Origin of the sequence: uncultured Corynebacterium sp., from assembly GCF_902782855.1 — a bacterium.
In the GTDB taxonomy this organism is placed as follows: Bacteria; Actinomycetota; Actinomycetes; order Mycobacteriales; family Mycobacteriaceae; genus Corynebacterium.
In genome coordinates, this window is sequence record NZ_CACZOO010000354.1 from 1 (window position 1) to 15385 (window position 15385).

The window sequence follows — 15385 nt, forward strand, 5'->3', positions numbered from 1 at the left end:
CCATCGCGTCCTTCTCCGCCTGCGTCACCCACAGCGCATAGGCGGCCTTCACGTCGATCTGCTTCGACACATACGTGCAGCGGAAGGACTTGTTCGCCGGCAGCCAGGTGGCAGCGTCCCCGTCCCGCTTCTGCATGTTCGCCGGGCCGTCGACCGCCAGCAGATTCGCCGGATCGTTCGCCAACTGTTCCCGCCGCTCCGGGGAGAGTTGCTGCGCGCCCTTCTGCCAGGCGTCCGACAGGGCTACGAGATGGTCGATCTGCACGGCCGTGGAGGTGTCCTGACCGCGCACGAAGTTGATCGTCCGCCCGGTGTACGGGTCATCCAGGATCCCGGACAGCACCCGGCAGGACCCCTTCTTGAACACCACGTCTGTGAGGTCACGGGCGAGGATGTCGTTGCGGGTGTCGCAGCCGTTGCGGTCCACGTCCGCCCACGCCTGACCGAACAGCGCCCGGTCATAACCGGTCTTCGGGGCACGGCCCTTCACCGCCAGGGTGTCGAGGGTGGCCAGTGCCGCGGCGACATCGTCGTCGGAGGACGCGGCGGCGTCCCCGGAACCCCCGTCGTCGACTGACCCTTCAGCGGCCGGGGCCCCGGCGGGGGACGTCACCACTTCGGAGAGGGAGGTGACGGTGGTGACAGCGGAGCCTGTGCCGTCCTCCTCCGACGAGCAGGCGACAAGAGCGGACGCGGCGAGGACGGCCGCCGAGAAGCCGGCGACCGTCCGGAAGATGTTACGCATCAGAAGTGTGGGACTCCTTGACTTCAGCAGGGGCAGCAGGCTCAGCCCGCCATGCGGCGAGGCACAGCAACGCCAGGCAGATGATGCCCGCGATGCCCTGAATGTTTCCGTAGAGGAAGTCTACAATCCCGATGTCGCTGAACGACCACGGGCCGTTCTCCGGGAGCACCTGGTAGTGATGGTTCTCGGGCGACTGGTAGCCGTCGTCGCTCAGCCGCCCGAAGGACAGGTTCGCCGCCACCAGCAGCAGGGTGCCCACCAGGGTCGGCCGGTCCCAGCCGTCGCGGTGTCCGGTGACCAGGGCCACGACCTGGGCCGCGAGCAGCACGAGGGCGACAATGATGCCGGTCCAGTGGTGCGTCACCGCAATCGGCGCGGAGACACTCACCGCGAGCACCAGCGTCAGCAGGACGCTGAGCGGACGCCCCGCCGCCGACAGCCGCCACACCGCCCAGCCGGCGATCAGCGCGATGACCAGCAGGCCGGGGACCATGACTGACTGCGCGGTGTCCGGATCCATCCCGGCACGGGTGAGCAGACCGGTGAGGGCCTGGTTCGGCGGGTACCCCGGCCCACCGCCACGGTCACTGTTGAAGAACTCCTCGGTCCAGAAGAACCGGGAGTCCGGGGCGCGGAAGCACCAGCCGATCACCACAGTCACCAGGAAAGCGCCGAGGGATCTGGCAAGGTCACCCCATTTCCTCGTCACGAGGAAGACGAGCGCGTAAGCCGCAGGGGTGATCTTGATGCCCGCGGCGACGCCCACACCCGCCCCGCGCAGCCACCGCGGGGTGTACCCGAGCAGGTCAGCGGCGACCAGGAGCACAAGGAAGACGTTGATCTGCCCGTACATGAGGTGCACCTGCAACGGTTCGAGGAGCAGCGCGTAGCCCAGGGCGGCGAGTCCGGTGAGCGGCGCGAGCCGGCGACACATGGCGGACGCGCCGGCCAGCATTGTGACCCGGTGCACCGCCATCGTCAGCACCGCCCAGGACGCCGCCAGCGACGCCCAGGTCCACACCAACTGCATCGTCGTCTCATCCATCCAGGTCAACGGCACGAACAGCACCGCAGCGAGAGGTGGGTAGATGAAGGCGAAACCGGAGCGGGACGGGAAGCCGTCACCGTAGAGCGGGGCGTGGTCGAGGATCGCCCGGCCGGCGTCGACGAAGACACCGACATCGAGCAGGAAGGCGTCCCGGGTGTGGGTGAGAACGCCGGCCGACTGCCAGACCAGACTGACGAACCCGGAGAGGACGACAACGGCGAAAAGTCCCCGCACCAGCGGTCGGGACGCTGTGCGCGGGGAATGCGGGGTGGTGTTCGGGACAGTCATTGCGCGATGAGCTTACCCGCTGTGACTGTGACTGTGGGAGCTGCGGAGCCTCCCCCGGGGCTACTGCCCGTCGGGGAGGTTGCCGTTGCCGTCCTCGAGGTGGGCGCGGAGGAACCACTGGAACTGCTCCATCGCGCCGATCTGGCTGATGAACATGTCCTCACTGACCGGGTCGAGCTGGTCGAGGGCGGCGTCAGCCTCACGGGAATCGGTGATGACCTTGTCGTACACCTCGTTGAGGGCGGTGAGGTGCTGGATGGTGGTGCCCTTGTTGACCGGGTACTGCAACGGCTCGCGGCCCGGTGCGTGGGAGTCCGGGGTGCCGATCGGCTCCCCGCCGAGGGCGGCGATGCGTTCGGCGACGGCGTCCGCGTTGGCACGGATCGCGTCGACCTCCGGGTCGAGCATCTCGTGGACGCCGATGAAATTCGGGCCGACGACGTTCCAGTGCGCATGCTTGAGGATGAGGTGGAGATCGTTGTAGGCGGTCAGGCGCTCCTGCAGGATATCGATGACCTGCTTGGCGTTACCTTCGGGAAGTCCCGGGACGGTGAAATTACTCATGGTCGTCAGACGCTCCTTCGTGTGGCATGTGGTGTGCTGTCGAGTCCGCTGATGTCAACGGGTCGCGTCCCAGAATAATCCAGAATGCGGAGGTGCGGTGCCTGTTCCACCCCCGGATGCGCCCCGGAAAAGGTAACGTATCCAGAACTATGTTGAGTGCACTGACGACGTCGTTGAAGAAGATCGAGAGGTCCGTGCTCAAGCGCGTCTTCTCCTCACCCCGGGCCTTCGAGCGTGGCCTCGCGATCTGGCCGCCGCTGGCCGGCAACGGGGTGCGCGTCCACAACATCACCGACGACTGGTCCTACGGCGAGGTCGTGCTGCATTCCGGCCCGTTGACCCAGAACATGCACGGCGCCGCATTCGGCGGGACCCTGTTCGCCATGACCGACTTCCTCTTCGGGACGCTGGTCATGAAGCGGCTCGGCCCCGACTACGAGGCCTGGACGCGCACCGGACAGTTCCAGTTCCTGTCCCCGGGACGCAACGGCGCCCGGATGCCGGTGCACGTCACCGACGGACTCTGCGCCGAGATCCTCGCCGGCATCGAGGCCGACGGATACTACAATGTGGCCTTCACCTGCGTCATCACCAACCCGGACGGCTCGGTGGCCGGCGTCGGACAGCAGGACCTGCACGTGCGCCCCCGCAAGGGCCGGGAGGCTGCGCGCACGCCCGGTGCGGCCCGTGACGTCGACGAGACGATGGCTGCCCGGGAGCCGAAGGGCATGACCCTGGAACACCTGGTCACTGCGGCGGCATGGCGCGCCTGGGGACCGGCGGGAAGTGGTGAGCACGGTCTGCTGACCTCGGTGCTCTCAGCGGCGCGGCGCATTCCTGACCCGGAGGACCAGGCCCGGTACGTGTGCGGGGAGATCCTCTCGCGCGACGCGCTGTCGCTCGGGGAGCTGCTGGAGCTGTCGATCCCCCGGCGACTGCTGGGGTAGCGGTCCGCCACAGGCCGGTCAGGGCAGGACGACGGCGAGGATCTCCGGGAGCACCACGATGCGCACCGCAGCCGTGTCACCGGCCGCCGACGGGTCGCCGACACCGATGATCTGCTCACCGTGCTCCCGCATCCGCCGCAGCACCTCGTGCACCGGCAGCTCCGGGTCCAGGACCAGCAACGGACGAATCACCCCGGTCTCACCGGCCCGGGCATCGCGGCCCTGGGTGAGGGTGTCGCGCACATGGACGAACCCACGGTCACCCACGAGGACGCGCATCTGGCCCGAGGCGGACGCGGCGTCCTGAATCTCCCCGACGGTCGCCGTGGCCGGCAGCGCGGGGACCGGCTCGCCGGACAGTTCGCCCAGCGAGCGGCGGGTGAGGTCCAGTGCGCCGATCACCCGGTCCCGGTCGGCGGCGTCCAGCGCACCCGACTGCGCGGAGTGCTCCACGAGGTGGCGCAGTGAGTCGGCGTCGTGCCCACCGGCGGCCGCCCGGTCGACCGGCTCCACCCCCGACCAGCGGACCAGGCGGTTCGCCGCCCGGTTCATGCCGACCAGGAGCGGATGCAGCAGCCACGCCAGTGCCCGGGCGGGCACCGCGATGAGTTTCGCGGCCCGCTCCGGGAAGGCGATCGCCCAGGACTTCGGTGCCATCTCACCGATGACCAGGTGCAGGAAGGTCACGACCAGCAGCGCGAGGATGAAGGAGACGGCGTACGCCGCGGAGTGCGGTAGCCCCACCGCCTCGACCAGCGGCATGATCCACGAGGACACCGCCGGTTTGGTCACCGCGCCCAGCGCGAAGGTGACGGCGGTGATGCCCAGCTGGGCGGCGGCGAGCATGACGGTGAGTTCGTCCATGCCGCGCAGGGCGGCGCGCGCGGTGACCCGGGTGGACGCCTGCTCCTCCAGCCGGTGACGCTTCGCACCCAGCAGCGCGAACTCGATCATGACGAAGAAGGCGCTGGCCAGCAGCAGTGCGACGGTGACGATGATGACGGTCACGGTGTTCATCGGGGCTCCTCCACGGTCTCCACGGTCAGAGCGACCTCGGCGGGCACATGGCGTTCCACGGCCCGGATCTCGGCGACGAGGACGCGGGCCGGGGCATCGGACAGGACGTCACGGGGATCGGCGGGCAGCGGAACGCGGACCACGTCGCCGACCTGCGGCAGGTCGCCGGCGTGCTCGATGACCAGGCCGGCGAGGGTCTCGGCGTCCGAACCGGGCAGCAGGACACCCAGCAGGCGCGCGACCTCGTCGAGGTGCTCGTCGCCGGGAAGCACACCCGGCTCCGTGGCCGCGGCGGCCTCCGCGTCATGCTCGTCGGTGAGCTCACCGACGATCTCCTCGGCGAGATCCTCCACCGTGAGGACACCGGACACGCCGCCGTACTCGTCGATGACGCAGGCCAGGCGGTCGTCACGGTCGGTCAGTGCGGCGAGGGCGTCCGGCAGGCTCATCGCCTCCGGCAGGACCACCGCATCCCGGACCAGGTCGACGACCGGGGCCGACTGGTCCAGGTCCGGGGACAGGACGTCCTCCAGGTGGAGGACGCCGTGGAGGACCTCGGCGTCCCCCGTTCCGGAGACCACCGGGTAGCGGGTGTGCTCCACGGCCATGCGGGCGCGGGCGCGGGCGACGGTGTCCGTGGCTGCCAACGCGCCGGTGTGCGACCGCGGCACCATCGCGTGGGCGACGGTGCGCTCCGGGAAGTCCAGGATCCGCTCGACGACACCGGAGACGTCCTCGGGCAGGTCACCGGAGGTGCGGGCGTCCGCCACGATGCGCTCCAGCTCCCGCGGGGTGGCGGTCGAGTCGACGTCTTCCACCGGGGTGACGCCGACCAGCTTCAGCAGGGTGTTGGATGACCGGTCGAAGAAGGCGATGAGCGGGCCCAGGACCTTCAGGTACAGCGCGGTGGAGCGGGCCAGACCCAGCGCCAGCGGTTCGGGCGCGGCGATGGCCAGGTTCTTCGGGTACAGCTCGGCGGTGATCATCTGCACGACCGTGGCGGTGAGGAGGACCAGCACCGCGACCGTTGCCGCGGAGACACCGGTGAGTTCACTGGCCGCTCCGCCGATCAGCGGCTCGGCGAGTTCACCGACGAGCAGTCCGGTGACGGTGATGCCCAGCTGTGCGCCGGAGAGCATGAAGCTGGTGCGGCGGGTGACCGACAGGGCGCGTGCCGCCCTGCGGTCCCCGGCGTCCGCGGCGGCGGCCAGGCGCGACCGGTCGACGGACATGTACGCGAACTCCTGGGCTACGAACCAGGCGTTCAGTGCGATGAGGATGAGAACGGCGAGGACGCCGGCGGCGAGCGCCGCGACTGCGGTGGCGGTACTCACCTCGGTTCACCATCGTCCATGGTGGACGATCAACTCCTCGGGTAGGCGGCATGTGTAGTGAACGGAGTTTACATGATTCTCCGCACTGTGCACGTGGTCCGGCCACACTGTCTTCCGGCGTAGCCTCGTTGCCATGAGCGATCCTGTGTACCCCGACATCTACCGCGCCGCCGACACCCGCTACACCGGAACCGACGGGCACCCCGCCATGCCCTACCGCCGCAGCGGCGTCTCCGGGCTCAAGCTGCCCGCCATCACGCTGGGACTGTGGCACAACTTCGGCTCCGACCGCCCACTGCAGAACCAGCGGGAGATCCTGCGCCACGCCTTCGACCGTGGTGTGACCCACTTCGACCTCGCCAACAACTACGGCCCGGTGCCGGGGGCCGCGGAGGAGAACTTCGGGCGGATCATGGCGTCCGACTTCCGGCCGTACCGCGATGAGCTGCTGATCAGCTCCAAGGCCGGCTGGTACATGCAGGACGGGCCCTACGGTTTCGGCGGGTCGCGGAAGTACCTCGTGGCCAGCTGCGACGCCTCACTGAAGCGGACGGGCCTGGACTACGTCGACATCTTCTACCACCACCGGCCTGATCCGGAGACCCCGGTCGAGGAGACCGTCGCCGCCCTGGACCACATCGTCCGGTCCGGTCGGGCCCTCTACGTCGGCATCAGCTCCTACTCCCCCGAGCTCACCCGGAAGGCCCAGTCGGTCGCGAAGGACCTGGGGACGCCACTGCTGATCCACCAGCCGAGCTACTCGATGTTCAACCGGTGGACCGAGGACGAGCTGCTGGAGACCTGCGCGATCGAGGGCATGGGCGTGATCGCCTTCTCCGCGCTGGCGCAGGGGCTGCTCACCGACCGGTACCTCGACGGTGTGCCGGAGGGGTCCCGTCTGGGGACGCACAAGATGGACACCGGGTTCCTCTCCGACGACACCCTGGCCGCCATCCGGGCACTCAACGACATCGCCGCCGGTCGTGGGCAGACACTCGCCCAGATGGCGATCGCCTGGGTGCTGCGCCGCCCCGAGGTCACCAGTGCGCTGATCGGGGCGTCCTCGGTGGAGCAGCTCGACGATTCGCTGGACGCGCTGAGGAACCTGGAGTTCACCGGGGCCGAGCTCGCGGAGATCGACCGGTACGCGGTGGACCGCGGCATCAACCAGTGGGCCGGGGCCACGGAGTCGACCGAGTAACACCGGGGTCGCGGTCGCCCGGGTTCACCGACCGACGTTCGCCACGATCGCCGCGTTGAAGGCGTCGATGTCCGCCCTGGTCCGTGAGGTGATCAGCAGACCCGAGGTCGTGGCGCCGTCCCCCACGGCAGAGCCGTCGTCGACGTGCACCTCCTCGTCGACCCAGGTGGCCCCGGCATTGACCAGGTCGGTGCGCAGGGTGGGCGACGAGGTCAGCGTGCGGCCGCGCACGGCGTCTGCGTCGGTGAGAATCCAGGCGCCGTGACAGATCGCGGCGATGGGTTTTCCGGCGGCTGCCATGCCCCGGACGAGGGCGACGGCATGCTCGTCGAGCCGCAACTGGTCGGCGTTGGTCACGCCGCCCGGCAGGATCAGGGCGGTGAAGGACGCGGCGTCCGCATCGGGGGTGACCATGTCCGGGGTGAACGCGGTACCGCGCTTGCCGGTGATGATGTCGTCCTGCGGCGCGACGATGAGGACACGACCGCCGGCCTGTTCCACGGCGTGCTTCGCCTGGCTGACTTCCGTGTCCTCGAAGCCGGTGGTGGCCAGGATCGCGATGGTCCACTTACTGAGATCGCTCATGCCACCTGATGGTACGCCCGAGTCCGGTGATTCGCGTCACCAGACTCTCCGTGCGAAGGATCAGAATGTGGATCAGAAGAGCCCGTTGGGGTTCTCGTCGTAGGACCAGAGCAGGTTCTTCGTCTGCTGGTAGTGGTCCAGCATCATCAGGTGGGTCTCGCGGCCGATACCGGACTTCTTGTAGCCGCCGAACGCGGCGTGGGCCGGGTAGGAGTGGTAGTTGTTCACCCACACGCGACCGGACTGGATCGCGCGGCCCGCACGGTAGGCGGTGCGGCCGTCACGGGCCCAGACACCGGCGCCGAGTCCGTAGTCGGTGTCGTTGGCGATCGCGATGGCGTCGTCGAAGTCCCTGAAGGTGGTGACGGCGAGGACCGGGCCGAAGATCTCCTCCTGGAAGCAGCGCATGTTGTTGCTGCCCTTGAGAACGGTCGGCTCGACGTAGAAGCCGTTCTCCAGGCCGTCGACGGTGCGGACGCTACCGCCGATGAGAACCTCGGCGCCTTCCTCGGGGCCGGACCTGAGGTAGCTGGAGATCTTGTCCATCTGCTCAGCCGACGCCTGGGCGCCGATCATGGTGTCCGGGTCAAGCGGGTTGCCGACCTTGACCTGGCGGACACGCTCGACGGCGAGCTCGAGGAACTCGTCGGCGATGTTCTCCTGGACCAGCGCGCGGGACGGGCAGGTGCAGACCTCGCCCTGGTTGAGCGCGAACATCGAGAAACCCTCGAGCGTCTTCTGACGGAAAGCGTCATCGGCGTCCATGACATCCCCGAAGAAGATGTTCGGGGACTTGCCGCCGAGTTCCAGGGTGACCGGGATGAGCTTCTCGGCGACGGCCCTGTTGATGATCTTGCCGACCTCGGTGGACCCTGTGAAGGCGATCTTGGCGATGCGGTCCGAAGCGGTCAGCGCGGCGCCTGCCTCGGTACCCAGCCCGTTGACGATGTTGAGCACGCCGGCGGGCAGCAGGTCACCGATGAGTTCGGCGACGACGAGGATGGACGCCGGGGTCTGCTCGGCGGGCTTGAGGACGATGGCGTTACCTGCTGCGAGGGCGGGGCAGATCTTCCACGCCGCCATGAGGATCGGGAAGTTCCACGGGATGATCTGTGCGACGACGCCCAGCGGCTCGTGGAAGTGGTACGCGACGGTGTTCTCGTCGATCTGGGAGAGGCGGCCCTCCTGGGCACGCAGGGCGCCGGCGTAGTACCGGAAGTGGTCCACCGCCAGCGGAAGGTCAGCGGCGAGGGTCTCACGGACCGGCTTGCCGTTGTCCCAGGTCTCGGCGACGGCGAGGGCCTCGAGGTTCTCCTCGAGGACATCGGCGATCTTCAGCAGGACGCGGGAACGTTCCTGGACGCTGGTCCTCCCCCATCCCGGGGCGGCGGCGTGGGCGGCGTCGAGGGCCTTCTCCACGTCAGCGGCTTTCGAGCGCGGGACCTCGCAGAAGACCTTGCCGTCGACCGGGCTGAGGTTCTCCATGTACTGGCCGTCAGCGGGCTCGACCCACTGCCCGCCGATGAAGTTCCCGTAGCGGGGTTTGAACGAGATCAGGGAACCTTCGGTGCCGGGTGCTGCGTAGACATTGCTGCCCTGTGCGGTGATGGTCATGGGACTGGCTACCTCCGTGACGGACCGGGATGCTCCCGGTTTCCAGTGATGTTGGTTGTCGTCCACCAAAGTAACGGCGCCATCGTGTGATAGCGACCACTATATGTTCATAATATCGATAACATCACAGTCTGATTCCCGTCACCGCAGGCCCACGGCACCGCGCCACACCACACCGCGCCACAGAGCCCCACGGCACCACGGGTGACGGGGGTGGATCGCGGGGGCACCCCGTGGTCGCCTGCAGGTACCGGGGGCGCACCGGGGGACGCGCAGATACTCAGGCGTTCCCGCGGCGGGCAGAGAACAGGTGGTCGAGACTGAACCGGCCGCCGCCGACGGCGCCGACGAGCGCGGCGCCGGCCGCCAGTGCGAGGACCAGCTCATAGCCGCCGCCGTCGACGAAGATGGTGCCGGCGTCGGAGTGGACGAACCACCAGGCACCGAGCATGTCGATCACGACGAGGACACCGACGACCGGGGTGAACAGGCCGACGACGAGAAGTGCGCCGCCGACCAGTTCCACGGTGGCGGCGAAAATCGCGGACGCCGTGGCCGCCGGCACGTCCGCCGACGCGAAGAAGGCAGAGGTGCCGTCGATGGTGTTGGTGAAGAACTTCTGCCAACCGTGGGCGAAGAGGATCACACCGACGGCGACGCGGGCGATGAGGATGACGATGTCAGAGGTGGTGCGGGAGAGGGTGTTACTGCCGACGACGGAAGGCATGGCGTCCTTTCATAAAGTAAGTAATGAACGCGCACCACCTTAGCGGAAGTGGTTGACATGTCAACAGATTGTCTCGTCGGTCACTCCGGGGAACTCCGGGTCAGAGCTGCCCGACGCGCACCGTCACCGGCCACGACACCTGCCGCGGCCTCCCGTTGCCACCCCAGATCCGCACGATGTCGGCACGGAAGTTCTGGAACAGGTCCGCCCGCCCGGCCTCCTCGGCCTTGCGCACCGCCGACCAGGTGCCGACGTAGCCGAGGAACTCCTCGGGGTCCAGGTCCCGGTCGATACTGAGCTCCGGGGCGTCCAACTCCTCGAACGGGAACTCGAGGGTGCGGTAGCCCTCATCGACGTAGCGTCGTTCCGGATCCCAGAACGGGCCGATCTCGTCGTAGTAGAACCGGCCGAACCTCTCCTGCAGGTCGGCGTCCGCTATACGCAACACACCGTAACTGACCAGGGCGATCACCGCTCCCGGCGCGGCGATGCGGCGGGCCTCGGCGTAGAACTCCGGCAGGTTGAACCAGTGCGCGGCCTGCGCTGCGGTGACCAGATCCACCGAGCTGTCCGGAAGCGGCAGGCTCTCCGCGGAAGCGACCCCGTACCTGATGTTCGGGTGTGGCTCGGCCGCCGCGATCTGCGACTCGCTCGGGTCGAAGCCGACGACGCGGCCGAAGTAGTCCGCCAGCTGCGTGGACAACTGCCCTGTCCCACACCCCACATCGACGGCCACGCCTGTCGAGGGGGCGAGGTCGGCGAGGAAGGACGACACCTGCGTCGGATACGACGGGCGGAAGGCGGCGTACTCCGCACCACCGGTGAACCAGTTGCTGGGGACGTTGGTGCCCGGTCCGTCTCGCTTGTCAGTCATGCGTCCAGAGTACCCGGGTGGCGTTCCCTGCCCCCTGCGGCAACCACGGCGCAGCGCGTCCGTGCCACCGCATCCCGCTGCCGGGCCGCGGTCACCCCACCGGCAGGTCCGGCAGCGGGGTGCCGTGCAACCAGGCCCGCCAGATCTCGCCGAGCGGTTCGGGGCTCACCGAGTCGGCGAGGGCCGTGAACTCGGCGGTGGTGGTGAGGCAGTGCCGTCTCGTGTCCGCCCAGGTGCGCAGCAGGTCCCGGAACGTCTCGTCCCCGAGGGTCCGTCTGAGCGTCTCGAGCAGCAACGCGCCCCGTTTGTAGACGCGGTCGTCGAACATGTCGGCGGCGCCGGGGTCGAGCAGCCGCAGGTCCTGCGGCAGCCCGGCGAGTTGCGCGTGGTGCGAGTCGGCGCACTCGGCGATCGACGGTCCGCCGGACTCCTGCGACCACACCCACTCGGCGAAGCAGGCGAACCCCTCGTTGAGCCAGATGTCCTCCCACCTGGCGAGGCCGACACTGTTGCCGAACCACTGGTGAGCGAGCTCGTGGGCGATGAGGCGTTGCTCGGACTCGTCACAGTGGTTCAGTCCGAAGGACGCCATGCCCTGCGCCTCGAGCGGGATCTCCAGGTCCTCGTCGACGACGACGACCGTCAGGTCCTCCTGCGGGTAGTCCCCGAACCAGTCCCCGAATGCCGCCACCATGTCGGGCACGGGGGCGAACGCCTCGCGCACGGGACCGGACCGGGCCGGCGGGGCGATGAGCCTGGCGGACCCTACCCCCCGCGGGGCACGCCCGGTGACAGCGCGCGCCCCGGCTCGCACCGCACCGACGACGACGTCACCGACCGTCGTCGGGCGGAAGGCATACTCCGAGTACTCACCCACGTGCGCGGCGAGCAGGTACGTCGCGGTAGGTACGTGGCTCGCGAACCGCCAGGTCAACCTGCCCCCCGCCGACGTCACCCGCCCCGGAACACCGGTCACCGCGACAAAGAAGTCCCGGTCGCACGTGAACTCGATGTCGTAGGTTCCCCGGTCGTCGACCCGGTCGTTGCAGGGGAACCAGGTGGGCGCACCGCACGGCTGCGAGGCGACAAGTGCACCGTCAGTGAGCTCCTCCCATCCGACCTCTCCCCAGAGCGACGGTCGCGGCGCGGGCCTGCCGGCGTAGTCGATCACGACGGTCAGCTCGGCCCCCGGCCGCAGGTCGGAACCGAAGCGCACGTGCAGCGCGTGCTCCCCCCGTTTCACCTGCTTGTGCACCCTCCCGTCGACACGCACCTTGACAGCCCGGAGTCCGACGAGGTCGAAGCGCAGGTCGCGGGTCTTTGCGAGCACGCGCACGGCGAACTCGGCGCGCCCCTCGAGGCGGTTGGTGCGCGGGGTGTAGTCGAGTTCGAGCCGGGTATGCGAGACCGAGAAACGGAGGTCACCGGAATGCGGGAGATACGGGTGCGGGGCGGAGGTGGAGGGCATCGGTGCCAATCCTATTTCGTCGACTGGTACGCCCGCACCTTCACCGCCTTCCACGGGCCGATCGGGTTACCGCTCCACCGGGAGCCGACGGGGACGCTCTCGCCGCGCATCACCAACGAGGCCGGGCCGACCGTCGCGTGCGCGCCGATCGACGCGGCGGGCAGGATCACGCTGTGCGGACCGAGTGTCGCCCCCTCCTCCAGCTCGACACGGTCCATGCTCATGATGCGGTCATGGAACAGGTGCGTCTGCACGACACAGCCCCGGTTGACCGTGGAACCGTCACCGAGGGTCACCAGGTCGGGTTCGGGCAGCCAGTACGTGTCACACCACACGCCCCTGCCGATGCGGGCGCCGAGGGAGCGCAGCCAGACGGACATCGCGGGCGTACCGACAGCGGCACGGGCGAACCAGGGGGCGGCGAGCATCTCGGTGAAAGTGTCGCTCACCTCGGTGCGCCACACGAAACTCGACCACAGTGGCCGCTCACCCGCCCGGATCGGCCCCACGATCGCCCACTTCGCGACGGTCGTGACCGCTGCCGCACCAGCACCGGCGGTGAGCATCACGACACCCGAGAGCAGAAGAGTCCACCACGGCCCCGGCCCGGACCAGAGCCACGCGAAGATGCAGAACACCACGACGCCGAGCAGGCACGAGACCAGCACCGGCACAAAACGGCACAGCTCCCACAGGGTACGGGCGACCCTCAGTCGCACGCCCGGATGATAGGTGCGCTCGTCATCGCCGGCCTGCGTCGCGCGTCGCAGACGCGTCGGAGGTGAACCGAGCCACGACGAGCCGGACTTCGACTTGTCGGGGGCGACCGACAGCACCGCGACCAGTGAACGCTTCGCGACCCGGTGCCCGGGACCCGCCAGACCCGAATTCCCGAGGAATGCCCGCTTGCCGATGCGCACGGGCCCGATCCTCAACCACCCGCGGTGCAGTTCATAGGAGGCGACCATCGTGTCGTCGGCGAGGAACGCGCCCTCGTCGACGCGCGTCATCTTCGGCAGCAGCAGTACGGTCGACGCCTCGACGTTCCGTCCGACCCGGGCACCCAGCAGCCGCAGCCACACCGGGGTGAACAGACTCGAGTAGATCGGGAAGAGGAAACTGCGTGCCGCATCGAGCAGTCGTTCGGTGGTCCACACCTGCCATCCGATGCGGCTGTGCACGGGGAACACCCCCTCCGACACTCCGATCGAGCACAGCCGCACGAGCACGAGGACCGCCCCCGCGTACACGACACCGACGGCGAGCACCGCCGGCACCAGCCAGACGAGCGAGCCGAGCAGCGCCTGCCAGGGCGTGTCGGCGTCCGCGATCCCGATCGAGAGGATCGCAGCCCCCACCGCGAACGCCACGAACGGCTGCAGGGCGAGGGCGACCGAGGAGACGCCGTAGGCGATCCTCCACGCCGGCGCCTGCCGCGGTGTCCGCTCCGGCCACCTGGTACCTGACTTACCCGACTTGCCCGGCTTGGCTGAGGGCCCCCGCGCACCACCGATGCGCACCGCCGGCGACCCACCCCACCGCTGACCCGGTTTCACCCGGCCGAACACCGCAGAACCGGGGGCGATCTCCGCCCCGTCGTCGATGCGGGTGCCGGGCGCGAGCGTCGACCGCGCGCCGACGGTGACGTCACGGCCGATACGCACCCTGCCTACACGCAGCAGGTCACCGTCGATCCAGTACCCGGTGAGGTCGGTCTCGGGTTCGATCGCCGAGTTCCGGCCGATCTCCAGCATCCCGGTGATCGGCGGCAACGCGTGCAGCGACACGTCACGCTCGACCTTCGCGCCGAGCAGACGCGCGTACACCGTGATCCACGGTGCGCCGGCGAGACCGACGGCGTCGATCTGGGCCGCGAACTGCTCCGCGAGCCAGAGCCGCATGTGGGTGGCACCACCCCGCGGGTAGTCACCCGGGGTGAGTCCCGCCAACAACAGGCGGGCCGCGAGCGCGGCGATGCCCATACGGCCGAACGGCGTCGACACGACCACGATCATGAGGATGAGCGCCCACCAGGGCACACTCGGCAGGACGCGGAAGGCGTCGGCGTCGACCGCGGTGAGGACGGTGCCGGCGGTGAGGAGGTAGACGAGCCACCGCACCCCGCTGACGATGAACAACGGGACGCCGGCGAGCGTCTGCAACCACTGTGTGCGACGCGGCGTCGGGACGGGGCGGTGGAAAGTGCCGGGGGTGTGCTGCGCATCGGTCGCGGCGACCGCCTTCGCCATCGCCGCCAACCGCGGCACATCATAGACGTCGGCGACAGCGAACTCGGGCACCCGCACACGGATCCTGCTGACGAGCCGGGCCGCGGCGAGGGACCCGCCGCCGAGGTCGAAGAAGTCGGCGTCGGTACCCGGGACAGGCATTCCGAGTACCGCCTCCCACTGCTCCGCCAGCCACTGCTCCGCCTCGGTGCGGGGCGCGTCATCACCCTCACCCGGGCTGCCCTGACCTGCCCCGCCCCCGGTCGCCGACGGCGGCAGCGGCCACGGCAGCGCCGCACGGTCGACCTTGCCCGAGGTTCTCGTGGGCAGTTCACCGACCACCGCGAGCAGCGGCATCACCCCAGCGGCGAGCCGTGAGGCGAGATGTTCGCGCGCCCCGCTGCGGTCGAGTTCACGGTCGCCCTCGATGACGAGGTAGCCGACGAGTAACGGCACACCTGCCTCACTTTCCCGCACCGCGACGGCAGCCGCCGTCACCCCGGGCAGATCCTGCAGCGCGTTCTCCACCTCACCGAGTTCGATGCGGCGTCCGCCGACCTTCACCTGGTCGTCGGCACGTCCCTGGAAGATGAGGCCTTCGGCCTCCACCCGCACGACATCGCCGGAGCGATAGGCGCGGTCCCAACCGAGCGTCGGCATCGGCGCGTACTTCTCGGCGTCCTTCTCGGGGTCGAGGTAGCGGGCGAGACCGACGCCGCCGATGATGAGCTCGCCCTGCTCCCCC

The 15385-nt window shown here is 69.0% G+C and carries 13 protein-coding genes; 2 read left to right on the forward strand and 11 right to left on the reverse strand.

Annotation, left to right across the window (positions count from 1 at the left end; all coding sequences use genetic code 11):
* The 3 genes from QZV72_RS14320 to QZV72_RS14330 all read right to left on the reverse strand — a co-directional run.
* A partial coding sequence (locus QZV72_RS14320; protein WP_297009377.1) for an HNH endonuclease family protein occupies positions 1 to 745 on the reverse strand: 745 nt, incomplete at its 3' end.
* Complete coding sequence (locus QZV72_RS14325; RefSeq protein WP_297009379.1) at positions 738 to 2081, reverse strand: glycosyltransferase 87 family protein; 1344 nt, start codon at positions 2079 to 2081, stop codon at positions 738 to 740. The genes QZV72_RS14320 and QZV72_RS14325, both read right to left, overlap by 8 nt.
* Before the next feature lie 60 nt (positions 2082 to 2141).
* Positions 2142 to 2645 (reverse strand): Dps family protein, encoded by a 504-nt coding sequence (locus tag QZV72_RS14330; protein ID WP_297009380.1) that lies wholly within the window; start codon positions 2643 to 2645, stop codon positions 2142 to 2144.
* A 152-nt stretch (positions 2646 to 2797) separates the two neighbouring features.
* On the opposite strand from QZV72_RS14330, the gene QZV72_RS14335 reads away from it, so the two are divergent.
* Complete coding sequence (locus QZV72_RS14335; RefSeq protein WP_297009381.1) at positions 2798 to 3592, forward strand: PaaI family thioesterase; 795 nt, start codon at positions 2798 to 2800, stop codon at positions 3590 to 3592.
* Between the two features lie 18 nt (positions 3593 to 3610).
* Here QZV72_RS14335 and QZV72_RS14340 read toward each other — a convergent pair whose 3' ends face one another.
* Together QZV72_RS14340 and QZV72_RS14345 are read right to left on the reverse strand one after the other, a co-directional pair.
* The gene (locus QZV72_RS14340) at positions 3611 to 4609 is read right to left on the reverse strand and encodes a CNNM domain-containing protein (RefSeq protein WP_297009383.1); all 999 of its coding nucleotides are present in this window, start codon (positions 4607 to 4609) and stop codon (positions 3611 to 3613) included.
* Entirely contained in the window at positions 4606 to 5943 is a 1338-nt protein-coding gene (locus QZV72_RS14345) for a hemolysin family protein (RefSeq protein ID WP_297009385.1), read from the reverse strand. Before QZV72_RS14345 ends, QZV72_RS14340 begins: the two co-directional genes overlap by 4 nt.
* A gap of 133 nt (positions 5944 to 6076) precedes the next feature.
* On the opposite strand from QZV72_RS14345, the gene QZV72_RS14350 reads away from it, so the two are divergent.
* Entirely contained in the window at positions 6077 to 7144 is a 1068-nt protein-coding gene (locus tag QZV72_RS14350; protein WP_297009387.1) for an aldo/keto reductase, read from the forward strand.
* A gap of 24 nt (positions 7145 to 7168) precedes the next feature.
* Here the strand turns inward: QZV72_RS14350 and QZV72_RS14355 are convergent, their stop codons facing one another.
* From QZV72_RS14355 to QZV72_RS14380, 6 genes are all read right to left on the reverse strand, one after another.
* Positions 7169 to 7729: a type 1 glutamine amidotransferase domain-containing protein gene (locus QZV72_RS14355; RefSeq protein ID WP_297009389.1), complete on the reverse strand. Its 561-nt coding sequence runs from the start codon at positions 7727 to 7729 to the stop codon at positions 7169 to 7171.
* Positions 7730 to 7801: 72 nt separating this feature from the next.
* Positions 7802 to 9343 (reverse strand): aldehyde dehydrogenase family protein, encoded by a 1542-nt coding sequence (locus QZV72_RS14360; RefSeq protein WP_297009390.1) that lies wholly within the window; start codon positions 9341 to 9343, stop codon positions 7802 to 7804.
* A 280-nt stretch (positions 9344 to 9623) separates the two neighbouring features.
* Positions 9624 to 10070, reverse strand: a complete 447-nt coding sequence (locus tag QZV72_RS14365) for a DoxX family protein (RefSeq protein ID WP_297009391.1) — start codon at positions 10068 to 10070, stop codon at positions 9624 to 9626.
* A gap of 100 nt (positions 10071 to 10170) precedes the next feature.
* The gene (locus QZV72_RS14370) at positions 10171 to 10944 is read right to left on the reverse strand and encodes a class I SAM-dependent methyltransferase (RefSeq protein WP_297009392.1); all 774 of its coding nucleotides are present in this window, start codon (positions 10942 to 10944) and stop codon (positions 10171 to 10173) included.
* 91 nt (positions 10945 to 11035) lie between these two features.
* Positions 11036 to 12412, reverse strand: coding sequence for a M1 family metallopeptidase (locus QZV72_RS14375; RefSeq protein ID WP_297009393.1), 1377 nt, complete (start codon positions 12410 to 12412; stop codon positions 11036 to 11038).
* Between the two features lie 11 nt (positions 12413 to 12423).
* On the reverse strand, positions 12424 to 15385 hold a 2962-nt coding region (locus QZV72_RS14380), incomplete at its 5' end, for a Pls/PosA family non-ribosomal peptide synthetase (RefSeq protein WP_297009394.1).